At 60.4% G+C, this 24578-nt stretch carries 25 protein-coding genes and 1 pseudogene; 10 read left to right on the top strand and 16 right to left on the bottom strand.

Translation table 11 applies throughout. The annotated features are described in order from the left end of the window. Positions 1 to 13 precede the first annotated feature (13 nt). The 6 genes from phoB to pstS all read right to left on the bottom strand — a co-directional run bounded on the left by phoB (position 14) and on the right by pstS (position 5261). Complete coding sequence (phoB, locus tag AB7E35_RS08530; RefSeq protein ID WP_428163417.1) at positions 14 to 721, bottom strand: phosphate regulon transcriptional regulator PhoB; 708 nt, start codon at positions 719 to 721, stop codon at positions 14 to 16. Positions 722 to 738: 17 nt separating this feature from the next. Beyond that, entirely contained in the window at positions 739 to 1440 is a 702-nt protein-coding gene (gene phoU, locus AB7E35_RS08525; protein ID WP_428163418.1) for a phosphate signaling complex protein PhoU, read from the bottom strand. A gap of 17 nt (positions 1441 to 1457) precedes the next feature. Continuing rightward, the gene (gene pstB / locus AB7E35_RS08520) at positions 1458 to 2240 is read right to left on the bottom strand and encodes a phosphate ABC transporter ATP-binding protein PstB (protein ID WP_428163419.1); all 783 of its coding nucleotides are present in this window, start codon (positions 2238 to 2240) and stop codon (positions 1458 to 1460) included. Between the two features lie 19 nt (positions 2241 to 2259). Beyond that, on the bottom strand, positions 2260 to 3132 hold the full coding sequence (gene pstA, locus AB7E35_RS08515; protein WP_428163420.1) for a phosphate ABC transporter permease PstA: 873 nt from the start codon (positions 3130 to 3132) through the stop codon (positions 2260 to 2262). Next, positions 3129 to 4154, bottom strand: coding sequence for a phosphate ABC transporter permease subunit PstC (pstC, locus tag AB7E35_RS08510; protein ID WP_428163421.1), 1026 nt, complete (start codon positions 4152 to 4154; stop codon positions 3129 to 3131). Before pstC ends, pstA begins: the two co-directional genes overlap by 4 nt. Before the next feature lie 66 nt (positions 4155 to 4220). Next, on the bottom strand, positions 4221 to 5261 hold the full coding sequence (gene pstS, locus AB7E35_RS08505; protein ID WP_428163422.1) for a phosphate ABC transporter substrate-binding protein PstS: 1041 nt from the start codon (positions 5259 to 5261) through the stop codon (positions 4221 to 4223). A gap of 200 nt (positions 5262 to 5461) precedes the next feature. On the opposite strand from pstS, the gene AB7E35_RS08500 reads away from it, so the two are divergent. The 4 genes from AB7E35_RS08500 to AB7E35_RS08485 all read left to right on the top strand — a co-directional run bounded on the left by AB7E35_RS08500 (position 5462) and on the right by AB7E35_RS08485 (position 9163). Beyond that, complete coding sequence (locus AB7E35_RS08500) at positions 5462 to 5956, top strand: fasciclin domain-containing protein (protein ID WP_428163423.1); 495 nt, start codon at positions 5462 to 5464, stop codon at positions 5954 to 5956. Positions 5957 to 5984: 28 nt separating this feature from the next. Then, positions 5985 to 7115 carry an ABC transporter substrate-binding protein gene (locus AB7E35_RS08495; RefSeq protein ID WP_428163424.1) on the top strand — a complete coding sequence of 377 codons (1131 nt, stop codon included), beginning with the start codon at positions 5985 to 5987 and terminating at the stop codon, positions 7113 to 7115. A gap of 82 nt (positions 7116 to 7197) precedes the next feature. Then, a complete protein-coding gene (locus AB7E35_RS08490) occupies positions 7198 to 8676 on the top strand; it encodes an exopolyphosphatase (RefSeq protein WP_428163439.1) in 1479 nt (492 codons plus the stop codon). Between the two features lie 70 nt (positions 8677 to 8746). After that, positions 8747 to 9163 (top strand): hypothetical protein, encoded by a 417-nt coding sequence (locus AB7E35_RS08485; protein ID WP_428163425.1) that lies wholly within the window; start codon positions 8747 to 8749, stop codon positions 9161 to 9163. A 46-nt stretch (positions 9164 to 9209) separates the two neighbouring features. On the opposite strand, the gene AB7E35_RS08480 is transcribed toward AB7E35_RS08485, so the two are convergent. The 4 genes from AB7E35_RS08480 to AB7E35_RS08465 all read right to left on the bottom strand — a co-directional run bounded on the left by AB7E35_RS08480 (position 9210) and on the right by AB7E35_RS08465 (position 13490). Then, positions 9210 to 9674, bottom strand: coding sequence for a SixA phosphatase family protein (locus tag AB7E35_RS08480; RefSeq protein WP_428163426.1), 465 nt, complete (start codon positions 9672 to 9674; stop codon positions 9210 to 9212). Further along, entirely contained in the window at positions 9674 to 11851 is a 2178-nt protein-coding gene (gene ppk1, locus AB7E35_RS08475) for a polyphosphate kinase 1 (protein ID WP_428163427.1), read from the bottom strand. The genes AB7E35_RS08480 and ppk1 overlap by 1 nt, the downstream gene beginning before the upstream one ends. A gap of 117 nt (positions 11852 to 11968) precedes the next feature. After that, the gene (locus AB7E35_RS08470; protein WP_428167410.1) at positions 11969 to 12805 is read right to left on the bottom strand and encodes a GNAT family N-acetyltransferase; all 837 of its coding nucleotides are present in this window, start codon (positions 12803 to 12805) and stop codon (positions 11969 to 11971) included. Between the two features lie 277 nt (positions 12806 to 13082). Beyond that, a complete protein-coding gene (locus AB7E35_RS08465; RefSeq protein WP_428163429.1) occupies positions 13083 to 13490 on the bottom strand; it encodes a PaaI family thioesterase in 408 nt (135 codons plus the stop codon). Between the two features lie 280 nt (positions 13491 to 13770). Here AB7E35_RS08465 and AB7E35_RS08460 point away from each other — a divergent pair, with 280 nt between their 5' ends. Beyond that, the gene (locus AB7E35_RS08460; RefSeq protein WP_428167409.1) at positions 13771 to 15039 is read left to right on the top strand and encodes an MFS transporter; all 1269 of its coding nucleotides are present in this window, start codon (positions 13771 to 13773) and stop codon (positions 15037 to 15039) included. A gap of 20 nt (positions 15040 to 15059) precedes the next feature. Here AB7E35_RS08460 and AB7E35_RS08455 read toward each other — a convergent pair whose 3' ends face one another. Together AB7E35_RS08455 and AB7E35_RS08450 are read right to left on the bottom strand one after the other, a co-directional pair. Next, on the bottom strand, positions 15060 to 15560 hold the full coding sequence (locus AB7E35_RS08455) for a flavodoxin family protein (RefSeq protein ID WP_428167408.1): 501 nt from the start codon (positions 15558 to 15560) through the stop codon (positions 15060 to 15062). A gap of 167 nt (positions 15561 to 15727) precedes the next feature. Next, a complete protein-coding gene (locus AB7E35_RS08450) occupies positions 15728 to 17365 on the bottom strand; it encodes a 3-(methylthio)propionyl-CoA ligase (RefSeq protein WP_428163432.1) in 1638 nt (545 codons plus the stop codon). A gap of 173 nt (positions 17366 to 17538) precedes the next feature. Between AB7E35_RS08450 and AB7E35_RS08445 the strand changes: the two genes are divergently transcribed. From AB7E35_RS08445 to AB7E35_RS08425, 5 genes are all read left to right on the top strand, one after another. Continuing rightward, positions 17539 to 19056, top strand: a complete 1518-nt coding sequence (locus tag AB7E35_RS08445; protein WP_428167407.1) for a protein adenylyltransferase SelO — start codon at positions 17539 to 17541, stop codon at positions 19054 to 19056. Beyond that, positions 19053 to 19466, top strand: a complete 414-nt coding sequence (msrB, locus tag AB7E35_RS08440) for a peptide-methionine (R)-S-oxide reductase MsrB (RefSeq protein WP_428167406.1) — start codon at positions 19053 to 19055, stop codon at positions 19464 to 19466. Before AB7E35_RS08445 ends, msrB begins: the two co-directional genes overlap by 4 nt. Beyond that, positions 19463 to 20023, top strand: coding sequence for a septation protein A (locus AB7E35_RS08435; RefSeq protein ID WP_428163435.1), 561 nt, complete (start codon positions 19463 to 19465; stop codon positions 20021 to 20023). The genes msrB and AB7E35_RS08435 overlap by 4 nt, the downstream gene beginning before the upstream one ends. Then, positions 20020 to 20298: a BolA family protein gene (locus AB7E35_RS08430; protein WP_428163436.1), complete on the top strand. Its 279-nt coding sequence runs from the start codon at positions 20020 to 20022 to the stop codon at positions 20296 to 20298. The genes AB7E35_RS08435 and AB7E35_RS08430 overlap by 4 nt, the downstream gene beginning before the upstream one ends. 67 nt (positions 20299 to 20365) lie before the next feature. Beyond that, positions 20366 to 21151, top strand: a complete 786-nt coding sequence (locus AB7E35_RS08425; RefSeq protein ID WP_428163437.1) for a foldase protein PrsA — start codon at positions 20366 to 20368, stop codon at positions 21149 to 21151. A gap of 70 nt (positions 21152 to 21221) precedes the next feature. On the opposite strand, the pseudogene AB7E35_RS08420 reads toward AB7E35_RS08425, so the two are convergent. From AB7E35_RS08420 to trbG, 4 genes and pseudogenes are all read right to left on the bottom strand, one after another. Then, positions 21222 to 21812, bottom strand: a pseudogene (locus AB7E35_RS08420) (heparan-alpha-glucosaminide N-acetyltransferase); the annotation flags it as partial. 279 nt (positions 21813 to 22091) lie between these two features. Beyond that, a complete protein-coding gene (locus AB7E35_RS08415; protein ID WP_048629394.1) occupies positions 22092 to 22337 on the bottom strand; it encodes a DUF2274 domain-containing protein in 246 nt (81 codons plus the stop codon). After that, complete coding sequence (locus AB7E35_RS08410) at positions 22334 to 23602, bottom strand: TrbI/VirB10 family protein (protein ID WP_166311119.1); 1269 nt, start codon at positions 23600 to 23602, stop codon at positions 22334 to 22336. Before AB7E35_RS08410 ends, AB7E35_RS08415 begins: the two co-directional genes overlap by 4 nt. 2 nt (positions 23603 to 23604) lie before the next feature. Then, positions 23605 to 24576 carry a P-type conjugative transfer protein TrbG gene (gene trbG / locus AB7E35_RS08405; RefSeq protein WP_428167405.1) on the bottom strand — a complete coding sequence of 324 codons (972 nt, stop codon included), beginning with the start codon at positions 24574 to 24576 and terminating at the stop codon, positions 23605 to 23607. Positions 24577 to 24578 lie beyond the last annotated feature (2 nt).

Below are 24578 nucleotides of genomic sequence, written 5' to 3'. Positions count from 1 at the left end.
TGGGTTTGGCCAATCAGGCACGCATAAGAGCCTGCGGCTGCGCCGTGAGCCGATATCCCGCACCGCGCACTGTCTCTACCATGACTCCAGCAGTGCCAAGCGCTTCCCTGAGGCGCTTGACATGTACATCCACCGTGCGCTCCTCGATGAACACATGGTCACCCCAGATCTTGTCGAGCAACTGCGCACGGCTGTGCACACGCTCTGAGTGCTTCATGAGGTAATGCAACAACTTGAACTCGGTAGGGCCGACCTTGAGTTGCTGCCCCTGGTAACTGACGCGGTAGGTTCCCGCATCCAGCACCAATTCGCCAATCGTCACGCTATCGCTCACCTGCTCCGGGGCACGACGGCGCAGCACCGCACGAATGCGAGCCAGAAGCTCCTGAGTTGAGAAAGGCTTGGTGATGTAGTCGTCAGCACCCGCATCCAGGCCGGAAACCTTGTCCGGTTCGTCACCACGAGCGGTCAACATCAGGATAGGGATTTGCTTGGTGCGAGCATCGGCGCGCCACTTACGCGCCAGCTGTAACCCGCTTTGCCCCGGCAGCATCCAGTCCAACAGAATCACGTCAGGCAAAACGGCATCCAACTCGCGCTGGGCAGATTCGCCATCTTCCGCCCAGATAGGCTGGAACCCGTTGTGCCGCAGATTCACGGCAACCAATTCTGCAATCGGCGACTCATCCTCAACAATGAGTACGCGTGGAAGCTTCTTCATGGGATGCACCGTCTTTCTCAGGATACGGCTGACTCAATTTGATCCAAGGTTGAATGACGGACGTCTTTGCCTTCGACCAGGTAAATGATCAATTCGGCAATATTCTTGGAATGGTCACCAATACGTTCAATGGCTTTGGCAAGAAATAGCAAGTCCAGGCTGGGAGAAATGGTGCGCGGGTCTTCTAGCATGTAGGTGACCAGCTTACGCACGAAACCATCAAACTCCTTGTCAATGAGATCGTCTTCTTTGAGGATGTCCACAGCCGATTTGGTATCCAGACGCGCAAAAGAGTCCAAAGCCTTGCGCAGCAGGCCAGACGCCAGATCGGCGGCCAGTCGTAGATCCCCTGTAGGCAGCGAGCGTGCCGCACCGCTTGCGATGATGGACTTGACCATGCGCGCCATACGGGTGGCCTCATCGCCCACGCGCTCCAAATTAGAAATGGCTTTGGAGTAAGCCATCAGCAAACGCAAATCGCGCGCTGTAGGCTGGCGGCGCGCAATGACGGTGGACAGTTCGTGATCAATCTCGACTTCCATCGTGTTCACGCGACGCTCAAGCGCTTCGACCTGCTCCACCGCTTCCATACTGAAACGTGAAAGCGCATAGATCGCCTGACGAATCTGCGACTCCACCATACCGCCAAGTTCCATCACCCGGGCAGAAATATTGTTCAGCTCGTTGTCGAACTGCGAAGAAAGATGCTTGTCGGTCATACAGGTTTCCGCTTCCATCAGCCAAAACGGCCGGTGATGTAATCTTCAGTTTCTTTGTGCTGCGGCTTGAAGAACATCTGCTCAGTCTCACCGAACTCCACCAGATCGCCCAAATACATATAAGCGGTGTAATCGCTGCAGCGCGCTGCCTGCTGCATGTTGTGGGTCACGATCACGACCGTGTAGTCGTCTTTGAGCTCCGAAATCAGCTCTTCAATCTTGGCAGTAGAAATCGGATCCAGTGCCGAACAGGGTTCGTCAAGCAACAAAACTTCGGGCTTGATGGCAACGCCGCGAGCGATACACAAACGCTGCTGCTGCCCACCCGACAGACCCGAACCACTTTGATCGAGTTTGTCTTTGACCTCATTCCACAAAGCCGCTTTGCGCAAAGCCCATTCGACGCGGTCATCCATGTCTGTTGCGCTCAAGTTTTCAAATAGTCTCACCCCGAAAGCGATGTTTTCATAGATGGACATCGGGAAAGGCGTGGGCTTTTGGAAAACCATTCCTACCTTGGCACGAATCAATGCCACATCTTCTTTGCTGGTCAGCAGATCCTCGCCATCCAGAAGAATTTGACCCTCGGCGCGCTGTTCGGGATAAAGCTCGAACATGCGGTTAAAAGTACGCAGCAAAGTCGATTTACCGCATCCCGATGGACCAATGAACGCGGTGACCTTTTTTTCGGGAATCTCAAGATTGATGCCTTTGAGCGCGTGGAACTTGCCGTAATAGAAGTTCAGATCGCGAACGCTAAGTTTTGACCGAGCTGCTACGGAATTCGTGGTGGGCTGCATAAAAGTCGTTCCAAAAAAATTACTTTTGACGCGTGAGCACGCGAGCGAGGATGTTCAATCCGAGAACAGCAAGGGTAATGATGAACACAGCTGCCCAAGCAAGCTGCTGCCAATTTTCGTAGGGACTCATCGCAAACTTGAAAATAGTCACAGGCAAGCTTGCCATGGGCTTGCTCAAATCGTTGTTCCAGAATTGGTTGTTGAGCGAAGTGAAGAGCAGTGGCGCTGTCTCACCTGCGATACGAGCCACGGCCAGCAAAATGCCCGTAACCACGCCCGCCCGAGCAGCACGCAAGGTGACGAGAGTAATCACCTTCCACTTGGGAGTGCCCAATGCATAAGCGGCTTCGCGCAGGCTTGCGGGCACCAGCAACAACATGTTCTCTGTAGTGCGAATGACCACAGGGATCACGATGAGTGCAAGCGCCAAGATGCCCGCGTAGGCCGAGAAGCTCTTGAACTGCGCGACGACAACGGCATATACAAACAGACCCACCACGATACTAGGGGCAGACAACAACACGTCATTCACAAACCGGGTACTAGAAGCCAGCCAGCTGTGCGTGTCATATTCAGCCAAGTACACGCCGGCCATGATGCCAATGGGGGTGCCCACGAACGTTGCCAGCATCACCATGACAAAAGACCCGAACAAGGCGTTGCTGATACCGCCAACCTCATTGGGAGGCGGCGTCATTTCAGTGAACAGGGACAAACTGAGGCCGGATACTCCAAGGCGTACGGTTTCCCAGAGAATCCACATCAGCCAAAAAATGCCAAATGCCATTGCCGCCAAAGCCAATACGAGGGCAATCTGGTTTACCCGCTTGCGCGAGGCAAAGCGAGCGTGACGGGCTTGGATCGCCGAATCGATTTTGAGTGAGGTGCTCATGAACGTGTACCTTCGCCCTTCTTCAGGCGTGCAAGCAGCAACTTGGAAAGAGACAGCACCACAAAGGTGATGAAGAACAGCACCAGACCGAGATAAATCAGCGACGCCTGGTGCAAGCCTTCGCCAGCCTCTGCGAACTCATTGGCCAAAGCAGACGTGATGCTGTTGGCAGCTTCGAACAACGACAAGGAATCGAGCTGATTCATATTGCCGATCACAAAGGTCACCGCCATCGTTTCACCCAGGGCTCGCCCCAGGCCCAGCATGATTCCACCCAGCACGCCGGACTTGGTATAGGGCAAAACCACCTTCCAGACTACCTCCCAGGTCGTGGAACCGAGGGCATAGGCTGACTCTTTGAGCATAGGAGGCGTAACCTCGAAAACATCCCGCATCACGGACGCGATGAAAGGGATGATCATGATGGCCAAGATAATGCCAGCCGACAAAATACCGATACCTACGGGCGGCCCGGACACCAATGCACCGAGATAAGGCACGCCGTTGAACAATGCCTGCAACGGCTGCTGCACGTAAGTTGCCAAAATGGGGCCGAACACCATCAGGCCCCACATACCGTAGACAATAGACGGAACTGCCGCCAGCAGCTCGATGGCCGTGCCCAGTGGACGTTTGAGCCAGGCAGGGGACAATTCGGTCAGGAAAAGTGCAATACCGAAACTTACGGGAACGGCAATCAGCAAAGCAATCAAGGATGTAGCCAGCGTGCCGTAAATCATCACCAGCCCGCCGAACTCTTCTTGAACGGGATCCCAGACGGTGCTCGTCAGAAAACCAAGTCCATAGCGCTCGATGGATGGCCAGGCACCATAAACCAGAGAGGCCATGATTCCCAGCAGAAGCGAAAGCGTCAGCAAAGCCGCACCACGCGCCAACCAGCCAAAAATGCGATCTATGAATACACCAGAGAACATGCTAGGACGAGGAGTAGGTGAGCCGCTGGAAGCACCAATAGCCGCCTTGAGCGGCGGCGCCTGACGGACGGGCAGCGTAGTGGACACGTGGGTTGCCTTATAACAGAAGACGTCAGGCGGCCCGCCCCATCAGAAACGAACCGCCACGCGAACTTACTTCAGAGCGATAGCCTTACCGGAAGTGTCCTTGATGTTTGCCCAGGACTTGATGATCACATCCTTGACAACATCAGGCATGGGCACGTAGTCCAGATCAGATGCAGTTTTGTCACCCGACTTGTAAGCCCACTCAAAGAACTTCAGGGCAGTAGCGGCCTGCACAGGCTTGTCCTGCGTCTTCTGCATCAGAATAAAGGTTGCAGAAGTGATAGGCCAAGAATCCTTGCCAGGCTGATTCGTCAGGATTTGATAAAAACTCTTGAGCCAATCCGCGCCAGCAGCAGCGGCCTTGAAACTTGCCTCGTCAGGGGAAACAAAGTTACCCGCGCTGTTTTGCAACTGTGCGAATGTCAGCTTGTTTTGCTTGACGTAGGCATACTCAACGTAGCCAATCGAGTTAGGCAGACGACCCACAAATGCTGCCACGCCTTCGTTACCCTTGCCACCGGCACCAGTAGGCCAGTTAACAGCCGTGCCCTCACCAACTTTGGCCTTCCACTCAGCGTTCACTTTGCTCAGGTAGTTCGTGAAACCGAATGTGGTTCCAGAACCGTCTGCACGACGCACAGGAGCAATGGTTGCGTCAGGCAGATTCAAACCAGGATTCAGAGCCTTGATGGCCTCGTCATTCCACTTCGTGATCTTGCCAAGGTAAATATCGCCAAGCACTTGACCGCTCAGCTTCAGCTGACCAGGCTGAAGACCCTTGATATTCACAACGGGAACGATGCCGCCGATCACAGTGGGGAACTGCACCAACCCCTTCTTGACAAGATCTTCATCCTTCAAAGGCGCATCAGAAGCGCCAAAATCCACTGTCTTGGCCTCGATTTGGCGCAGCCCAGCACCAGAACCCACGGACTGGTAGTTGATTTTCACACCAGTCGCCTTGTTGTAGTCGGCGGCCCACTTGGAGTAGAGCGGCGCGGGGAAACTGGCGCCAGCACCTGTAGCTTCTTGCTGCGCCCAAGCAGCGGACATAGCGCCCATTGCTACGGCACCGGACACCAGAATTCGAATCGCGGAGAGCTTCATGGAAGAGACCTCTTGGTTAAAAAAACTCGATGAGCGCACTCTATGATCGATTTATGACAATCGAGTGACTTCACCCCGAACAGCGGGTACCCCCTATGGACATGAAGGCATTAATGTGTCACGCAAATGTCGCAATCGAAGCTTACGCTCAGGCCGCCGGCAACAGTCGGTAACACACATACACCCTTCGGGAGAACTCAATGTTCCGTCGCATCACTCTTAAAACCGCCCTGGCCCTGACTGTCGTCGCAACTCTGGGAGCTTGCGCAACCCAGTCCACGGCACCCAAGACCGTGGCATCCGTCGCCGCTCAGTCCAAGGATCTGACAACTTTCAACAAACTGGTGGCTGACGCAGGCTTGACATCGACGCTGAACGGCGCTGGCCCCTTCACCGTGTTCGCCCCCAGCGATGCAGCTTTCAAGGCCGTACCCGCCAAGACACTGGACGCACTCAAGGCCGACAAGGAACAGTTGAAGGCGGTGCTGAGCTACCACATCGCTACTGGCAACCTCACAGCTGCGAACGCCAAGGCTGGCAAAGTCAAGACCCTGCAGGGCTCGGATATCACCCTCTCGCGCGCAGCCAACTTTCTGACCGTGGAAGAAGGTCTGGTCGAACAAGCGGACATGACAGCCAGCAATGGCGTCGTTCATGTGATTGACACCGTGCTGATGCCCCCCAAAAAGAAGTAATCACCGGTAGGCCTTCAGTTTCCTGACCATGCCCCTCACCGAATTCCGCGGTTCGCAACTGACCAGGCGCGCCATCCTGCGAGCAGCAGGTGCCACATGTGCGGTTGGCGCCATGCCGTGCATGCCTGCCCATGCACAGGATCAGCGACCCCTCACCGTGGTTCAGATCGTTGATTTATCCCCTCTGCACCAAGACGTCAGCCGTGATTTTTTTGTCGGCTCGCGTGCTGCATGGACAGATATCAACGCTCGTAACGGCGGTATTCGCGGACGGGCGGTACAGCACGTGGTTTTGGAGACTGACGGCTCGGAGCAGGCCGTCCGCGCTGCCTGGCAGGCCGCGCAAGAAAATCCGTCTTGCGTGGTTCTCTCGGGCTGTGCCAGCGACAGCGTTGCTGCTGCCATCGCGGCACTGCAATCAGATAGCCCAACCATGGCCCATGCTGCGCCGTGGCTGCATCGCAAGTGGCTTGACAAGAGTGACACCGTTTTCCACATCTTTCCTGACTACCAGGCCCAGATCTCCCATGCCATTCGGTCTCTGGCTGTCATGGGCGTGCAACAGGCTGGTGCCGTATTTGCCAGCCAGGTGTTACAGCAGCAACTACAGGATTTGGTGAGCGAAGCCGGAAAGGCTGAGGGACTGCGCATCCAGACCTTGTCGGCTATCGGTGGCAACTCAGCCCCTCCTGCGATGGTTTTGTTCATTGGCGGCACTCCCGAATTGCACGACTATGTGACTCGCCTGGCCCTGCCTCAGGGACGACAATGCTTTGTCATTGCGCTTGCCGATGTCAATTTGCAAGTGTTGGCACAACTCGGTGGTATTCCCCGAAACATCTCCGTGATCGCGACCCAGGCGGTTCCACTGGTCACCAGTGGTATGTCCATCGTGCGCAGCTATCGCGATGTGATGTCCAGGCTCTATGACGAACCGCCTTCGCCGCAGGGTTTGGCGGGCTTCATTGCGGCACGCTACACGGCAGAGGTCATGGCTTCGGTCTCCGGGCCTATCACTCGCGCCAATCTGCTGTCAGCGTTCAGAAAACGCGCTGAAATCAGGATTGGGGGATACACGGTTACGTACCGTGACCGCAAGCTGTCACATTCACAGGTCACGCAAAGCATGCTGACCTCCGATGGACGCATCGTCGGCTGAAATAGCTGCTGAGCAGCAATTTTTGGTGCAACACAAATGCTATGCTGCGCCGCTTGAAAACCTGCGCACTGCGTGCACACCAATGCAAGATGGAACATTGCTTGCGGCCGTTGATTTGGGATCGAACAGCTTTCGCCTCGAAATCGGCCGCTTTGAGCATCAGCAAATTCACCGCGTCGAATATCTCAAGGAAACAGTCCGTCAGGGCGCCGGACTCGACGAAGAACGGAAACTGACTCCAGCGGCCATGCAGCGAGGATGGGACTGTTTGGCCCGATTCGCCGAACGACTGGCGGGGTTTCAGAGAAATCATGTCCGTGCCGTGGCAACGCAAACCCTTCGTGAGGCCCGAAATCGTGACGAGTTCATCGGGCGCGCAGGTGAGATTCTTGGCTTTCCCATTGACATCGTTTCAGGCCCCGAAGAGGCCCGATTGATCTACCAGGGTGTCGCTCGCCTGTTGCCGCAATCGGACGAAAGACGGCTGGTGGTGGACATCGGAGGACGCTCCACGGAACTGATCCTGGGCCAGCAATTCACGCCTGGCACGGTAGCCTCTTATCGGGTAGGTAGCGTTGCTTGGTCTGCACGCTATTTCAATGACGGCGCACTCACACGTCACGCATTTGAATCTGCAGAAATCGCAGCGAAAGCCGTTCTGGATGAAGCCATGGACAGCTTTCAGCACTCCAGCTGGGATGTGGCTTATGGTTCCTCTGGCACGGTGGGTGCGGTTGGGACGATCCTGGCAGCTGCCGGTGGCGAGGAAGGCGTCATTAAGCGCGATGGCTTGGATTGGTTGCGCGAGCAATTGGTTCGCGCGCGCCATGTTGATCGCGTGCGTTTGGAAGGTCTCAAAGATGATCGCCGAGCCGTGATTGGTGGTGGTGTCAGCATTGTTCGAGCCATCTTCGACTTGCTGAATATCGACAGGATGACCGTGGCACAAGGTGCGCTGCGCCAAGGCGCACTCTACGATTTGCTGGATCGTGAACAGCCTGAGACGGACTTGCGTACGGAGTCCGTGCGTGCGCTGATGCGCCGCTTCGCAGTAGATCACAGCCATGCCGAGCGCGTGGCACAGTTGGCATGTCGTCTTTTCAAAGATGCTGCACCCGAAGTGGAACGCGCAACGCGCAAGCTGGATTGGGCAGCGCGTCTTCATGAGATTGGTTGTCGCATATCGCACAGCGAGTACCACCATCACAGCGCTTACATCCTTGACAACACCGATGCTGCAGGCTTTGCTCTTGCCGAACTCCATCGCCTGAGCCGCTTGGTGCTGGGTCACCGCGGCAAGGTTCGCAAGTTGCAGGATGCAGAACTCGATGACCCGGTATTTGCGCTACAACTCATGTGCTTGCGAGTTGCGGTGGCGCTGTGTCATGCGCGGCGTGAGCCGGACATAGAGGGCTTTACCCTGCGCCTTGAAGGCCATTGCTGCATCGTTCAATCCCGTCCAGGCTGGTCTGCCGCTTATCCGCAATCTGCGCATCTTTTGAGCGAGGAATCCAGTGCCTGGCAGAAGACGCCCTGGGAATTTGTAGCGGATCTATCGTGAGAAATGGTGATAAGGCTGTCGTAATGCACATAAACTATACAAACTGTTTATTCCGTCATTTGTCATAGCCATGTCACAAGTTAAGTTCACCGAAGCAATCCTACCCCAGGTTCCCGCCCCCAGCTCCAGCCCGGAAGCCACCAAAGAGCCCAAAACCAAGCCTTCGCCAACAACCAAAAAGACTGTCCCGGCAAGCACTAAAGCCGCACCAGCCGCCCAGGGGGTAGTGGAAGCGCAAGCTGACAAAGACGCCAAGACAAAAAAGCAGAAGCTGGTGCGCGACAGTTTCACGATTCCCAAGGATGAATACGTAGCGATAGAAGAACTGAAGCAACGCGCGCTCAACCTTTCCCATCCGGCAAAAAAGAGTGAACTGATCCGCGCTGGCATCAAGCTACTGACGCAACTCGACGATGCCGCCCTGCTCCAGGCCATGCAAACCGTGCCCGCCATCAAAACAGGGCGCCCGAAGGCCGAGAAAAATTAAAGTCATCGGGGCCTATGCTTCAGGCGCACGCCACTCTGGCAAGGCATCACAAAAAATCTGGGGATTGAACAGCCAGCAAAATGGTCTCGGCAGTTTCTTGGCGCTGCCGGTGCCTAAGCCACCAGACAGCGCCTTTGCGAATCGCACAGTCCTGCGATCGCAGGCCCAGAAGTTGGGCCACCGTCTGACCCAACATGGGTTGATGCCCTACCACAAGGACGGCACCGCGAGCACGCGGCCACTGCGCCAGTTCCAGCAAATCGTCGGCACTTCCACCAGGCAGCAATTCAGCCCGCAGCTTGTATTTGCGACCCAGTGCGCGCGCCGTTTGCTCGGTGCGGCGCGCAGGACTGGAAACCACACGCAAGCCGTCAGGCAACTGTCGATCGAGCCACACGGCCATACGAGCCGCCTGTTTTTCACCGCGCTGTGTCAGTGGTCGCTCGAGATCTTCGCCCTCTTCGAGGAAATTTTCCGCCTCGGCGTGGCGCCAGAGTATGAGGTCCATCATCAGTTTTGACTCCCGCGAAACGGCGCGCCGTTGGCCATGGATGCGTAGCGCAACATGAGCGCATTCTGTGCACTTGCGCCGTCCAGCACACGCGGTGCACGGGCATAGCGACCATCCGACTCAAGACGCCACGCATCCCGGTCATCGTGAAGGTAAGCCACCAGGCACTCATCGATGATGCGTTGACGCAATTTTTTATTTGTGACCGGCCATGCCAGTTCCACGCGGCGCAGCATGTTGCGATTCATCCAATCGGCGCTGGACAGATACAGGTCTTCCTGCGCGCCACTACTGAAATAAAAGACACGCGTGTGCTCTAGGAAGCGTCCGATGACGGACCTCACCCGAATGTTGTCGGTCACGCCAGGCACCTGTGCCGGCAACATGCAGGCACCGCGCACAATCAGATCGACTTTGGCGCCGCGCTGAGCGGCGCCAATCAAGGCGTGAATCATGGCCTCGTCGGTCAGCGCATTCATCTTTGCGACGATGCGGCCTCCCTCTCCGCGCTCCGCAGCCGCACCCGCCGCATTGATCTTGTCGATCAGGAACTGGTGCAGGTGAAATGGTGCGACAACAAGTTGGCGCAGCTCTGGCAATCGGTTCTGATTGGCCAAATGATCAAAGACCGCATCCATATCGGCAGTGAGCTCGGCGTTCGCGGTGAGGTAGCTCAAATCTGTGTACAGGCGTGCCGTACGCGGGTTGTAGTTACCCGTTGACAAGTGCCCATAACGCCGAAGTCGATTCCCCTCACGCCGGGTTACCAATAGCATTTTTGCGTGCGTTTTAAGCCCCACAACGCCATAGACCACTTGCGCCCCCACCGACTCCAAGGCCTCCGCCCAGTTGATGTTGGCCTCTTCATCAAACCGCGCCTTCAACTCCACTACGGCCGTCACTTCTTTGCCACGGCGAACCGCCTCGCGCAGCAGTTCCATTAACTCGGAGTCAGAGCCTGTCCGGTAGATGGTTTGCTTGATCGCCAGCACCTGAGGGTCATTCACAGCTTCGCGAAGGAAGGCCAGAACACCATCAAAACTCTCAAAGGGTTGATGGATCAGCAGGTCTTTGCGGCGCATTTCAGCCATGATCGACGCAGTGCGCGGCAACTGAACAGGCCACGACGGGCGCCAGGGCGGAAAAAGCAGCGATGGATCATTGATGAGCTCCACCATTTGGACCAGACGCACCAGATTGACAGGCCCTTGAACCCGATACAGCGCCGCGTCGGGTAGTCCAAACTGCAATTGCAAGAAATCGGACAGAAAGCGCGAGCAGCCCGAAGAGACCTCCAGCCGAACCGCCTGACCAAAGTGTCGGTGCTGCAGCCCCTGGCGCAGCGCAGTGCGCAAATTGCGCACATCTTCTTCATCCACCGCAAGATCCGAATGGCGGGTGACACGAAACTGCGAAAACTCGTACACCTCCCGCCCTGGGAAAAGATCCGCCAAGTGAGCGCGAATGATGCTGGAAAGACTCACAAACTGCATGCCGTCCGCTGCAACATGCTGCGGCAGGCGCATGATTCTTGGCAGCACACGAGGTATCTTGACAATAGCAATCTCGTTTTCACGGCCAAAGGCATCCTCGCCCCGCAAACGAACAATGAAGTTCAAGGACTTGTTCGCCACTTGCGGAAAAGGATGTGCCGGGTCCAAACCCACCGGAATGAGCAACGGTCGGACGTCGCGCATGAAGTACTCGCGCACCCAGCGCCGCTGGGCTGCAGTGCGTTCGCCGTGGGGCACGATGCGTATGCCACGCAGCGCGAATGCGGGGGCCAATGAATCGTTGTAAAGCGCGTACTGCCGCGCAACCAGGTCATGGGCACGAACGGAAAGTTCTTCGAAGGCGCGCTGCGCGTCGCCACATCGCTCTGCCTCTTCGCCCTCGACCGCATCGAGGTGGGCGGCCGCCCGAACCTCAAAAAACTCGTCCAGGTTAGACGACACGATACACAGATAACGCAGACGCTCAAGCAAGGGCACATCTTCTCGAATGGCCCAATCGAGAACACGCTCGTTGAATGCCAGAATGCTTTGATCGCGATCCAGCAATCGATAGGCTGCTTCAGGCGCTACCGCACCCTCTGCCGGAGACTCAAGTACACACTGTCCGCCAGCCTTTCCAGAGGCGCTATCAGTGGATACGAATGAGGGCTGCAACGGTGTCATGGGTTCAAGCAAGGATGAGAGTTAACCAAGTATCTCCCACGCAAGCTACGAATTCACCGCAATGACATTTTTTTGTCACTGACGGACGCCCAACATTCTTGCGCGCCCTCCCCCGGCTCAACTACCCAGAAAATGCTTGCGGTAGCGCGCAGGCAGATCAGCCAGACGCATCAGCATGGGCAGGTCTGCCGTATTGAAGTCAGGATCCCAGGCCGGAGCGCCGAGAACCTTGGCCCCAAGACGCAAATAGCCCTTGATCAATGCAGGGGGCTCGACATCCATGCTGGCGTTCAAATGTTCGACAGGCAAAGCCAGCCGCGGAAGCACGTGGTATTCGATGGGAGCCATGTGCGTTTGGCGCAACTGATGCCAGATGCTCGCGGCCACATCCCCGGTGACGATGCCGCCATGCAGCATGGGAATGCTGGCGCAGCCAATCATGGTGTCGAGACGGTTGCGCACCATGAAGTCGGCAAGCGCACCCCACAGAGCCAAAATCACACCACCGTGGCGATGATCGGGATGCACGCAGCTGCGCCCCAGCTCCACCATGCGCTCACGCAGACCGCGCAGGCGCGTCAGATCAAACTCGGTGTCGCTGTAAGTGCTGCCCACGCGCTTGGCCTGCGCAGGGGTGAGTACGCGGTAGGTCCCAATGACCTGCCGGGTTTGTGAATCACGTACCAGCAGGTGCTCGCAATAGTCGTCGAACAAGTCAACATCGTGCAGCGGAACGGAAGTCTGCAAACGCGCACCCATTTCGGATGCAAAGACTTCAAACCTCAGTTTCTGGGCTTCCCGGATCTCATCGAGATGCCGCGCCCAGGCAACTTCCACCCCACCGCGCGCCGACGTACCGATGCCCATACTTTCCGTGCTGCATGGGCGGTGAAGAGACCCCCTGGGAAGGGTGGCAGGGCTTAGCGGCATGGTGGGGTTTGGCAAATCGCTCATTCGGCACTCCTGGTTGCTTTTGCAGCGGATCAGCCCCGACCCCCAGTCAGGTCTGCCGCCTGTGTGCGTTCCAATGTGCCCGCCACACGTGACATTACCGTGTCGTCAATATGTCCAAGCCATGTCACGCAAGTAGCAACTGAACGAATGCAGCCGCAACGGCGCATCAGCGGATCAAGGCCGCTTCTGCGGAAGGGATTTCAACCAGAATTTGCTATTTTATTAATAGCTGACAGCGTCTAAATAATTTAGGCTGCCGTCACGTTGGCATTAAAAATCAGTCGGTGGACACGCCACCGGGAACGGCCTTGGGCACATATTTGAAAGTGCCTGTCGCGTGGCTGCACAGGCGGCCCTCGGCGTCGTACACCCAGCCTTCCGAGAAAGCCATGGAACGCGTGCGTTCAATCATGCGTCCCTTGGCCACCATGGGGCCGCGCGCCGGTCGAATGAACGAGGTTTTCATTTCGATGGTGACTACGCCCCACTCCGGCGTATCGCTGCGCGCGGCGGTAGCCATAGCCACGTCCAGCAGCGTCATCATCGCGCCGCCATGCATCACACCATATGAATTAGTGTGTTCAGGACGAGCTTCGAAACGCAGTTCCGACGTTCCTCCCTGCATGTGATGCAAAGCAAAACCGAGCTCTTTGACGAAGGGGATGTCAGCACCAAAATCCAGCACGATTGGCTCCTTGTTCCAAGTAAAAAGACCGCAAGGATAGTGCCCAGCGGCGCGCGCTTGCGACTCGCATGGCGTACCTCAGGCGGCGATGACCACGCTCACGTCGCCTTCCACGGCCAGCCACTGAGCGGCAAGGGGTTTGCTCGCCTGGCTGACTTCGCACGCCACGTTAAGTCCCATCGCCATTGGATATGCATCGCCGGCTGCAGCCCATGTGGGAGACTTGCAGTTGCCGGTACAACCCAGGGGTGCTTTTTCAGCGCCCTGCGCCGCTTGCTCCATGCCCTCTCAAGACTCTTCATCGCCCCGCTGGTATTTCGGCTGGAACATCGTGGCCGCCGCCACAGTGCTCACTGCCCTCACCGTGGGCCTGCGCCTGGGGCTGGGCCCGCTATTTCTGCCCATGACCGAAGACCTGGGCTTCTCGCGAAGCCTGCTTTCGTCCATCGTCGCCGTGGGCATGCTTTGCTACGGCGCGGCGATGCCGCTGGCGGGTTGGCTGGTGGCGCGCCGGGGCACGCGCTTTGTGCTGCTGGCAGGCACGGGAATGCTCGTGGCGTCCACACTCTGGGCGGTCAATTCACGCACGCCGCTGGGGCTGTTACTGAGCTTCGGCATGCTGATGTCCGTCGGCGCGGGCTTTACCAGCCCGGTAGCGCTCACGCCGGTCATCAGCCGCTGGTTCAACCGTCGCCGGGGCATGGCGCTGTTTTTTCTGTCCACGGGTTCGATGGCCGGCATTGCCATCATGACGCCCGCCTTGGGCGTTGCGCTGCAGCACGCCAGCTGGCAGGCCACGCTACTGGGCTTTGCCGCACTGTTTGCCGCCGTCACGGTGCCCACGGCGCTATGGGTGATCCGCGATGAGGCGCCCGCCGATGGTGACGCCCCGCTGCCTGGCAGCCCGGCGCGCGCGGCCAACCCGATGGCGCCTGCGGGGCAGCACTACACAGTGCTGCAGGCCATGCGCACAGGTACCTTCTTCAAAATCACACTGGGCCTGTTCGCCTGCGGCTTCAGCATGAACCTGCTGGGCACGCACGGCATGCCCATGCTGATGGACCATGGTTTTGACGCCACCACCAGCGCCTTTGGCATCGGCCTGATCGGGCTGGTGGCCATTCCCAGCACCATGGTGCTGGGCCGCATGGCCGACCGCCTGCCGCGCCGCAAACTGCTGGCCGCCATCTACTGTGTGCGCGGCATGGGCTTCTTCGCGCTGCTGCTGGCGGGCAGCACGCTGGAGCTGTACGGCACCTCGGTGATCGGCGGCATTGCCTGGGCGGGCAGCATTGCGCTGTCGTCGGCCATCCTGGCAGACACGTTCGGGGTGCGCCTGGTGGGCGTGCTGTACGGCTGGGCCTACCTGGGGCACCAGGTGGGGGCCATGATCAGCGCCTGGCTGGGCGGTTGGGGGTACGAGCACTTCGGCACGCACTGGGTGGCGTTCGGCCTGTCGGGCGCGCTGCTGCTGGTGGCCTCTGGCGTGGCGCTGCTGCTGCCGGGGCGGCGCCCACCGACGTTGCCCGCGCCGCAGACGGCCGGCTAGCCCCTGGCGCTGCCCTCGCGCTAAAACACCCCCAGCGCCAGCCCCGTGGCCAGAGCCTCGCCCAGCGCACGGCAGCGCTCCAGGTCATCGGCGCCAATCTGCTTGGGGGCCAATATCGCCTCGGGCGTCTGGGCGTGGGTGCAGACGATCAACGGATCGGCCACGGCCTTCAGGCGCCAGCCCGTGGCGATGCGTGCGATCTGGCGCGCGGCGTTCTGGCCGTCGCTGCCGGCGCAGATCAGGCTGACGTAGGGCCGGCCGTTGATGCGGTCCAGCACCGGGTAGTAGCAGCGGTCGAAAAAGTCCTTGAGCTGGCCGCTGATGGCCGCCAGGTTTTCGGGCGTGGCAAACATGTAGGCCTGCGCAGCCAGCACGTCGCCCGGATCCGCCTGCGCCGCGTGCAGCAGGCGCACCGCCACGGCGGGCTCGGCCGAGGCGCCGGCGCACGCGGCCTCGGCCATCTGGCGCGTGCCGCCGGTCAGCGAGTGATAGACGATCAGCAGGGTGTGGGTTGCTTGCATGTGACAAGTCCAGAAAACGCTGCGCGCCTGCGCGCTGGCCAGTCAGCTTCCGGGTGGCAACGGGTCAAAAAATCACAATGATTTATGTCTCAAGCTCTTATATTCCAAGCGCCTGAAGCTATCAAAATCAAAGCAAAAAGACGCCTAAAACCGAGCGCCTTCAAGATTCACAGGCCCGGCAGCTTGTACCCCACCAATACTTCGCGCAGGCGGGTCTTGAGCATCTTGCCGGTAGCACCCAGCGGGATCGCATCTACAAACACCACGTCGTCCGGAATCTGCCACTTGGCCGTCCTGCCCTCATAAAAGGCCAGCAGCTCTTCGCGCGTGAGCTCGGCGCCCGGCTGCCTGGCCACCACAACGATGGGGCGCTCGTCCCACTTGGGGTGTGGCATGCCGATGCACGCGGCCATCGCCACGGCCGGGTGCGCCATGGCGATGTTTTCGATATCGATGGAGCTAATCCACTCGCCGCCGGACTTGATCACGTCCTTGCTGCGGTCAGTGATGTGCATGTAGCCGTCGGCGTCGATGGTGGCCACGTCGCCCGTGGGGAACCAGCCCAGGCCGTTTTCGTCGGTGACCAGCGGGCTGTCGCCCTTGAAGTAACGATCCACGACCCACGGGCCGCGCGCCATCAGGTCACCAAAGGCTTTGCCGTCGCGGGGCAGCTCGCGGCCGTCGGGGCCCGCGATCTTCAAGTCCACGCCAAAGAAGGCGCGCCCCTGCTTTTGCAGGATGTGCATCTGCTCGTCGCGGCCCAGTTGCAGGTGCTTGTTCTTGAGCGTGCACACCGTGCCCAGCGGGCTCATCTCGGTCATGCCCCAGGCGTGTAGCACCGACACGTCGTACTCGTCCTGGAAGGCCGTGATCATGGCCGGCGGGCAGGCCGACCCCCCGATTACCGTGCGCCGCAGGGTGCTGAACTTCAGGCCGTTGGTCTTGACGTGGTTGAGCAGCATCTGCCACACCGTGGGCACGCCAGCGGCAAAGGTCACGCCCTCGGCTTCCACAAGTTCATAAACCGACTTGCCATCCAGCGCCGGGCCGGGGAACACCACCTTGGCCCCGGTAAGGGCCGCCGAATACGGCACGCCCCAGGCGTTGACGTGGAACATGGGCACCACGGGCAGCACCGCATCGCGCGCCGACAGGCTCATCACGTCGGGCAGCGCCGCCGCGTAGGCATGCAGCACGGTGGATCGGTGGCTGTACAGCACGCCCTTGGGGTTGCCGGTGGTTCCGCTGGTGTAGCACAGGCTGGATGCGGTGTTTTCGTCGAAGCTGGGCCAGCGGTAGTCGCTGGAGGCGCCGGCAATCCAGGCGTCGTAGCTGGTCAGGCCGGGAATGCCCGAGTCCGCGGGCAGCTTATCCGCATCGCACAGCGCCACCCATTTCTGCACCGTGGGGCATTTGGCATGCACAGCCTGCACGATGGGCAAAAAGGTCATGTCAAAACACAGCACCTGGTCTTCGGCGTGGTTCACGATCCAGGCGATCTGGTCGGGATGCAGGCGCGGGTTGATGGTGTGCATCACGCGGGCCGAGCCAGCGACGCCGTAGTACATCTCCATGTGGCGGTAGCCGTTCCAGGCCAGCGAGGCCACGCGGTCGCCGGGCTGCAGGCCCTGCGCATCCAGCGCGTTGGCCAGCTGGCGCGCGCGCCGTGCCAGGTCACGGTAGGTATAGCGATGGATATCGCCCTCCACCCTGCGCGAGACGATCTCGCCGTCGCCGTGCCAGCGCTCGGCATACGCAATCAGCGAAGAAATCAAGAGGGGTTGGCTCTGCATCTGGCCCAGCATGGGTGCTCCTTTTTTTGGTTGGTTGGTTGGAAACAAGCCGCTCCATGTTAGCGACGATCCGCCGGGCTTATCAGCCTGCGCGGCCAACAGGCCCTGCCGCATCACCCCAGTGTGAGGCAGGTCAAGGCCTTGGCGCAGTCCCGGTCATAGTGCTGCGCGGACAATCACGCCCCATGACGCTTGCCACAGCCCATGATGCAGCCCCAAACGCCCTGACCGACGCTGCCCCTGATGCCGCCGCACCCTTGGTGCCCGCCTGGCAGCCGGGCTTTGCCGCGCTGGGCCCGGCGTTTTTTACCGAACTGCGCCCCACGCCCCTGCCCGACCCGCACTGGGTAGGCACCAGCGCCGACGTGGGCGCGCTGCTGGGCCTGCCGCCCGACTGGCAGCAACGGGGCGACGCCCTGCAGGCCTTCACCGGCAATGCCCTGCTGCCGGGCAGCCGGCCGCTGGCCAGCGTTTACAGCGGCCACCAGTTTGGCGTGTGGGCCGGCCAGCTGGGCGACGGCCGCGCCATCTTGCTGGGCGAGACAGCCAGCGGACTGGAGGTGCAGCTCAAGGGCAGCGGGCGCACGCCGTACTCGCGCATGGGCGACGGCCGTGCCGTGCTGCGCTCATCGATCCGCGAGTTTTTGTGCAGCGAGGCCATGCACGCCCTGGGCATACCCACCACGCGCGCGCTGTGCGTGACCGGCTCGCCCGCGCCGGTGCGGCGCGAAGAGGTGGAAACCGCCGCCGTGGTCACGCGCGTGGCGCCCAGCTTCATCCGCTTTGGTCACTTCGAGCACTTTGCCGCGCGCGGCCAGCACGACCAGCTGCGCCAGTTGGCCGACTACGTGATCGACCGCTACTACCCCGACTGCCGCACCCCGCAGCAGCGGGACGGCAACGCCTACGCGGCGCTGCTGCACGCGGTGAGCGAGCGCACCGCCGCCCTGCTGGCACAGTGGCAGGCCGTGGGTTTTTGCCACGGGGTGATGAACACCGACAACATGAGCATCCTGGGCCTGACCATCGACTACGGGCCATTCCAGTTTCTGGACGCCTTCGACCCGGGCCACATCTGCAACCACAGCGACGCGCGCGGCCGCTATGCGTTTAACCAGCAACCCGGCGTGGCCCACTGGAACCTGCTGTGCCTGGCGCAGGCGCTGCTGCCGCTGATCGGCGAGGCGGACACCGCCCGCGCCGCGCTGCAGTCGTTCGAGGGTGTTTTCAGCCAGCAGTTTCTGGCACGCATGCGCGCCAAGCTGGGCCTGCAGCAGCCGCGCGAAGGAGACGCCGCGCTTATCAACAGCCTGCTGCACCTGCTGGCGGCAGAGCGCGTGGACTACCCCATCTTCTGGCAGCGGCTGACGCAGGCCGTGGCCAGCGCAGACTTCGCGCCCGTGCGCGAGCTATTCATCCATGGCGACCCCGTCAACGCCTGGCTGCTTCAATATCAGGAGCTACTAGCGCTTGAAACACAAGGGCTAGCGACCGATTTGATGCTAAATACCAACCCACGCTTCGTACTGCGCAATCACCTGGGCGAGCAGGCCATACGCGCTGCGAAACTCGGGGACTTTTCCGAAGTCCAAACGCTGCACAAGTTATTGGCGCGCCCCTTCGAGGAGCACCCTGGCCACGAGGCACGTGCCGACTTTCCGCCTGACTGGGCGGCCCACATTTCCATCAGCTGCTCCTCATGACCTACCCCGTCCAGAAAACCGATGCCGAATGGCAAGCCGAATTGCAGGCCAAGGGCGCAGAGCCCGTCGCCTACCAGGTCACACGCCATGCCGCTACCGAGCGCCCGTTCACCGGCAGATACGAAAGCCACTGGGCCGACGGCAGCTACCACTGCATCTGCTGCGGCGCCAAGCTGTTTGATTCCGACACCAAATTCGACGCAGGCTGCGGCTGGCCCAGCTTCTGGCACGCGGTGCCAGGCGCCATCCAGGAAATCGAAGACCGCAGCCATGGCATGCTGCGCACCGAGACCGTGTGTGCACAATGCGGGGCCCACCTGGGCCATGTGTTTCCCGATGGCCCGGCACCGACGGGCCTGCGCTACTGCATGAACTCCGCCTCCCTCGCCTTTGAACCTCCGGCGCCATGAAACTGCTCATCGACTTCTTTCCCATCATCCTGTTCTTTGCCGCATTCAAGACCTGGGGCATCTATGTGGCCACGGGCGTGGCGATTGCCGCCACCATCGTGCAGATCGGCTACCTACGCCTCAAGCACGGCAAGATCGAGCCCATGCAATGGCTTAGCCTGGGAGTGATCGTGGTGTTTGGCGGCGCCACGCTGCTGGCGCAAAGCGAGACCTTCATCAAATGGAAGCCCTCGGTGCTGTACTGGCTCATGGGCGGCACGCTGCTCGTCGGCCAGCTGGTGTTTCGCAAGAACTTCATCCAGTCGCTGATGGGCGCGCAAATCGAGCTGCCAGCGCCGATATGGCGCAACCTCAACTGGGGCTGGGCGGGCTTCTTTGCAGGCATGGGCGCGCTCAACCTGTGGGTGGCCTACCACTTCGACACCGACACCTGGGTCAACTTCAAACTGTTTGGCGGCATCGGCCTGATGTTCGCCTTCGTCATCGCCCAGGCGCTTTACCTGAGCCGCCACATCAAACAGGACGACTCAGCCCTACCGGAAGACGCAAAGCCATGAACAACACGCCCGCCATCGCCGTCACAGCCGAAGCCATGGCCGAGCGCCTGCGGCAAGCCCTGAGCCCCACCCACCTGGAAGTGACCGACGAGAGCTGGCAACACCAGGGCCACGCTGGCGCCAACGACACCGGTCAAGGCACCCACTTTCGCGTGCGCATTGCCTCGCCACTGTTCACCGGCAAACGCCGGGTAGCTCAGCATCGCCTTGTGTATGATGCGCTGCAAATTTTTATTGACCGCGGCGCCCACGCCATCGCCATAGAAACTCTCTGAAACAGCCCCAACCCGGGGCTTTTGCAGACGAACCGACTGCAACCCATTTCCTACTTGTGGATTCCCAATGAAGAAAAAGCTCTTGTCCGGCCTCGTGGCCGCAGCCATGCTGGGCACTCTGGCATTGCCCGTCACTGCACAAAACCTCGCCATCGTCAACGGCAAGGCCGTCCCCAAAGAGCGCGCCGAATTGCTGAAGCAGCAAGTCGAACGCTCGGGTCGCCCGGTCACCCCCGAGATGGAAAACCAGATCAAGGAAGAAGTGATCGCCCGCGAAATCTTCATGCAGGAAGCACAAAAGCGCGGCCTGGAAGGCTCGGCCGATTACAAGGCCCAGATGGAGCTGGCGCGCCAGACCATCCTGATCCGCGAACTGTTCGTGGACTTCCAGAAGAAGAACCCCGTGACCGACGCCGAGATCAAGGCCGAATACGACAAGTTCGCGGCCGCCAACGCCGGCAAGGAATACAAGGCGAGCCACATCCTGGTGGAGAAGGAAGACGAGGCCAAAGCCATCATCGCCTCCATCAAGAAGGGCGGCAAGTTTGAAGACATTGCCAAGAAGCAGTCCAAGGATCCCGGCTCCGGCGCCCGTGGCGGCGACCTGGACTGGGCCAGCCCAGGCAGCTACGTTGCCGAGTTCACCGAAGCCTTGGTGAAACTGGAAAAAGGCAAGATGACCCAGACTCCTGTGAAGAGCCAGTTCGGCTGGCACGTCATCCGCCTGGATGACACACGCGACGCCCAGCTGCCCAAACTGGAAGACGTCAAACCCCAGATCGCACAGCAACTGCAACAGCAAAAGCTGGCAAAGTTCCAGGAAGACATGCGCGCCAAGGCCAAGGTAGAGTGATACCCGGCTGAGGGCTCAGGCTCTCTTGGCCCCTCCTACCATCGACAACGCGGCCCAACGGCCGCGTTTTTCATTGTGCGCGGAACCCACCAAAAAGCATCAGCGCGCCGATCATCACGGGCTGATGCAGCATGTAATAGCTCAGACTGTGGCGACCCAGCCAGGCCAGCGGCGCTACAGAACGCGGCAAGCGCCGGGAGACCCAACCCGGGCGCCGCGCCAGCAGCCACTGACCACCCGCCATGGCCCACCACATCACGCCTAACCAGGGAAACAGGGGCACGTAATCCTCGGTATAGGGCTTTTGCGTCACCCAGCCCAACCAGTTCAAGGCACGGCTGTTGAAAGCCCCCGCCAACGCTGACAGCGGCCCCTCCAGCACCCAGACTGCCAGACACGGTGACAACACAGCCAGCAAACCAGCCAGCCAAAGCCAGCGCCCCCAGCCGGCCGTCAAACGCACGATGAGCAACAGAACCGCCACGCCGTGCAACACCCCGAAATAGATGAAGCTGCGCGGAAACATGAAAAAAGAACCTACCGTCACCAGCACAGCACAAGCGACAACCTGACCCCAGCGTCGGAAAAAAGGCCGCCATTTCACCCGGCGCTGCCATGCCACAGCCTGCCCGAGACCCGCACAACATAAAAAACTGCTCGTGTCAAGCCATTTGTGCAAATCGCACGAGGTCTAAAACTCTATATGGGACGCAAAGTTAGCTCTGTTTAGGGCCGCTTGAAGCGACTCGGGCATCGTGGGCTAGGTGCCACATAAGAGCGACAGGAGAGAAAGCCGGAGCGCGTTGCATCGGGCACGTTTTCCAACAGCAGACCGACTTGCGTTTCCATAATAGCCCAACTGACCGACTCCCAGAACGATGAAAGCGCAGCCCGTAGGCTGCGCTTTCATCGTGAGTGACTGGTGAGTGTGTCTGCATCGTCAGCCCGATTGAGGCGGTGCGGCCTTGCCCCTACCTCCCTTCCTGAATCCCCGATCCGCTGCCATGAACGCCTCCAGCATGTGCGGAATCAACGTCGTCGCATCGACCGCTTCGCCGTATGCCTGCGCGTGCAACGCGGCGTAGCGGTCGAGGTCGGCTTTCAGGCTGGCCGGGCAAGCGAAGGTCAGCTTCACATTCTCGGTCTTGGGCAGCGGGCCGAGCCGCAGTTTCTTGGTCGTGCTCATTGCATCGCTCCCCGCTGGAAGAACATCGGCTGGTACGGACGCAACACCAGATCGCGGTTGACGATGATGCGAACCGGTAGGCCCGGCCGTTCGGTCAGCGTCGGCTGGATGTTCATGTTGCGCCGGGTCATCTCCTGTCCGACCTGATTGATGCTGTCCTGTGCGCTATCGCGCCCGGCGATCACGATGCGGTTGCCGTTCTGCCGGTTCTCCGGTGCGGCCAGCTCGGCGCCCACGCCCAGCAGCGTCGTCAGCGCCGCGCCGGCAAAGACGCGATCCCAATGCCAATCGACGCCATCCTCCAGGCCGGAATAGCCGGCCGGGTCGGTGCCCGCGAGGTTGTCGAGCTTCAGCGAAGACGTGTCCGGCAGGATGACGCGGTTCCACACCACCTGCACGCGGCTCTGCCCATAGCTCACCTGGCTGTTGTACTTGCCCAGGATGCGCGACCCTTGGGGGATCAGCAGGAACTTGCCCGTGGCCGTGTCGTAGACCGGCTCCGTCACCGTGGCGATCACGTCGCCCGGTAAGTCCGACTTGATGCCCGTCACCAACGCCCCGGCGATCACCGTTCCCGCCATGACCTGATACGGCGAGGACGGCATTTGCAGATTGCCGGAATTGCGGGTTTCCGTAGAGCCGCCTTTCAGGAACGCCTCTTTCTGGTCTTGCCGGTTCTGCATGGCGATGGGATCGGATGGCTGGGCCGCCGTCGAGGCCGGCCCAGCGGCCAGCGGGTCGAAGCCCGCCAAGGCACTGCCGGGCGCAGCCGCAGCGGCTTGCGCCGTGACCGGCGCGGTGGCCTTGCCTTGGTTGCCCGAGCGGAAGAACACCGACGAACCCGCCGCCGCATCAGCCTCCTTGCGCCGCGCATCCTCCGGGTCGTGGCCCGGTGGCGCATACGTCGGCGTCGCCGGCTGCTGCGACTTCACGATGGCCGGGCCGAGATCGCCCGGCAGCGGTGGCCCCAACTCGGGCACCTTCGGCGGCAGCTTCGAGTAGTCGGCCGGCAGGCCGTCCAACCCTTCGGACTTCGAGACACGATCCACGTTGTAAAGCTCGGTCTGCTCGCCCGCGCCGCGCCGGTGCGGCTGCAATGACCAGATCGTGGCCCCGAGCACGGCGACCGACAGGCCGCCCGTGAGCATGGCCAAGGTGCGCCGGTTCAGGCGCGTGACCGGGCGCGGTTGGGCGCGCAGCGCCACTGCCTCGGGTGCGACCTTGCCCGCCTGCGGTGCAAGATCAGGAGAATCGTCCTGGCTCATGGTCAGTTCCTCCGCGTGCCACCGGAAACGCCATCAGTGCGCTCGATCCGCACCACATCACCCTTGTCTCCGCCCAGGCGCAGCTCGGCGGCGCCGAACAGGCGATCCACGATGTAGTACGGGGAGCGGAAGCGGTAGTTCACCAGTTGCCCATCGCCCTGCGCGCCGATCACGAACAGCGGCGGCAACTCGCCTTGGGCAATGCCCGGCGGGAACTGGATATAGACCTTCTCGCCGTCATCGAAGGCGCGCAGCGGCTTCCACGGCGGATTGCTCCCGCTGACCGCGTAGCGGAATCGGATCTTCTCCAACGACAGGCCGCTATCGACCGGCGCGGCGGCGCTGGCCGCCTGCGCCTGGCGCTGCAAGGCCAGCATCTTGTCCTTGGGATATTCCCAGGACACCGACGCCATCCACGTCTTCTCGGTCGAGGTCAGTTCCAGCAGATAGGTACGCCTGCTGGTGGTGATGACCAGATTGGTCTTGAGGCCCGAGCGGATGGGCTTGACCATGACATTCACGCGCAGCGCATCACCGCTGCTGCTCGATGTGTCGCCCACGATCCAGCGCACCGTATCGCCCGCCGCCACCGTCACCAGCTCCTCGCCCGGCTGGAGCGCGATCACCGTCACGCGACCCACAGCCGCATAGACCTGATACAGCGCGCCGTCCGTGAAGGGCCAGACTTGAATCGCATTGACGTAGCCCTCGCGCGTAGGCGCAATGCGCGCCTCGGCGTTGGCGCGGGACACGCGCACGGTTTCATCGGCGGGTTCCGGCGTGGGCTTGGCATCCGGCACAGGTTTCATCTGCGCCGGCATCGGCAGCACTTGCGGAACGGCCACCACTTCCACAGGCGCAGGCGGCTCCGGCAGCGGCTGGGCCTGCACCGGCTCATCGAGCGAGATGGACGGCGGTGGCTTGCCTTGCGTGGCGCAGCCAGAGAACAGCACGGTCGAAGCCAGAAGCATCACCG

It is taken from the genome of Diaphorobacter sp. (genome assembly GCF_050251835.1).
Taxonomy (GTDB): Bacteria; Pseudomonadota; Gammaproteobacteria; order Burkholderiales; family Burkholderiaceae_C; genus JBFXIE01.
This window is presented reverse-complemented; position numbering and strand designations above follow the sequence as displayed.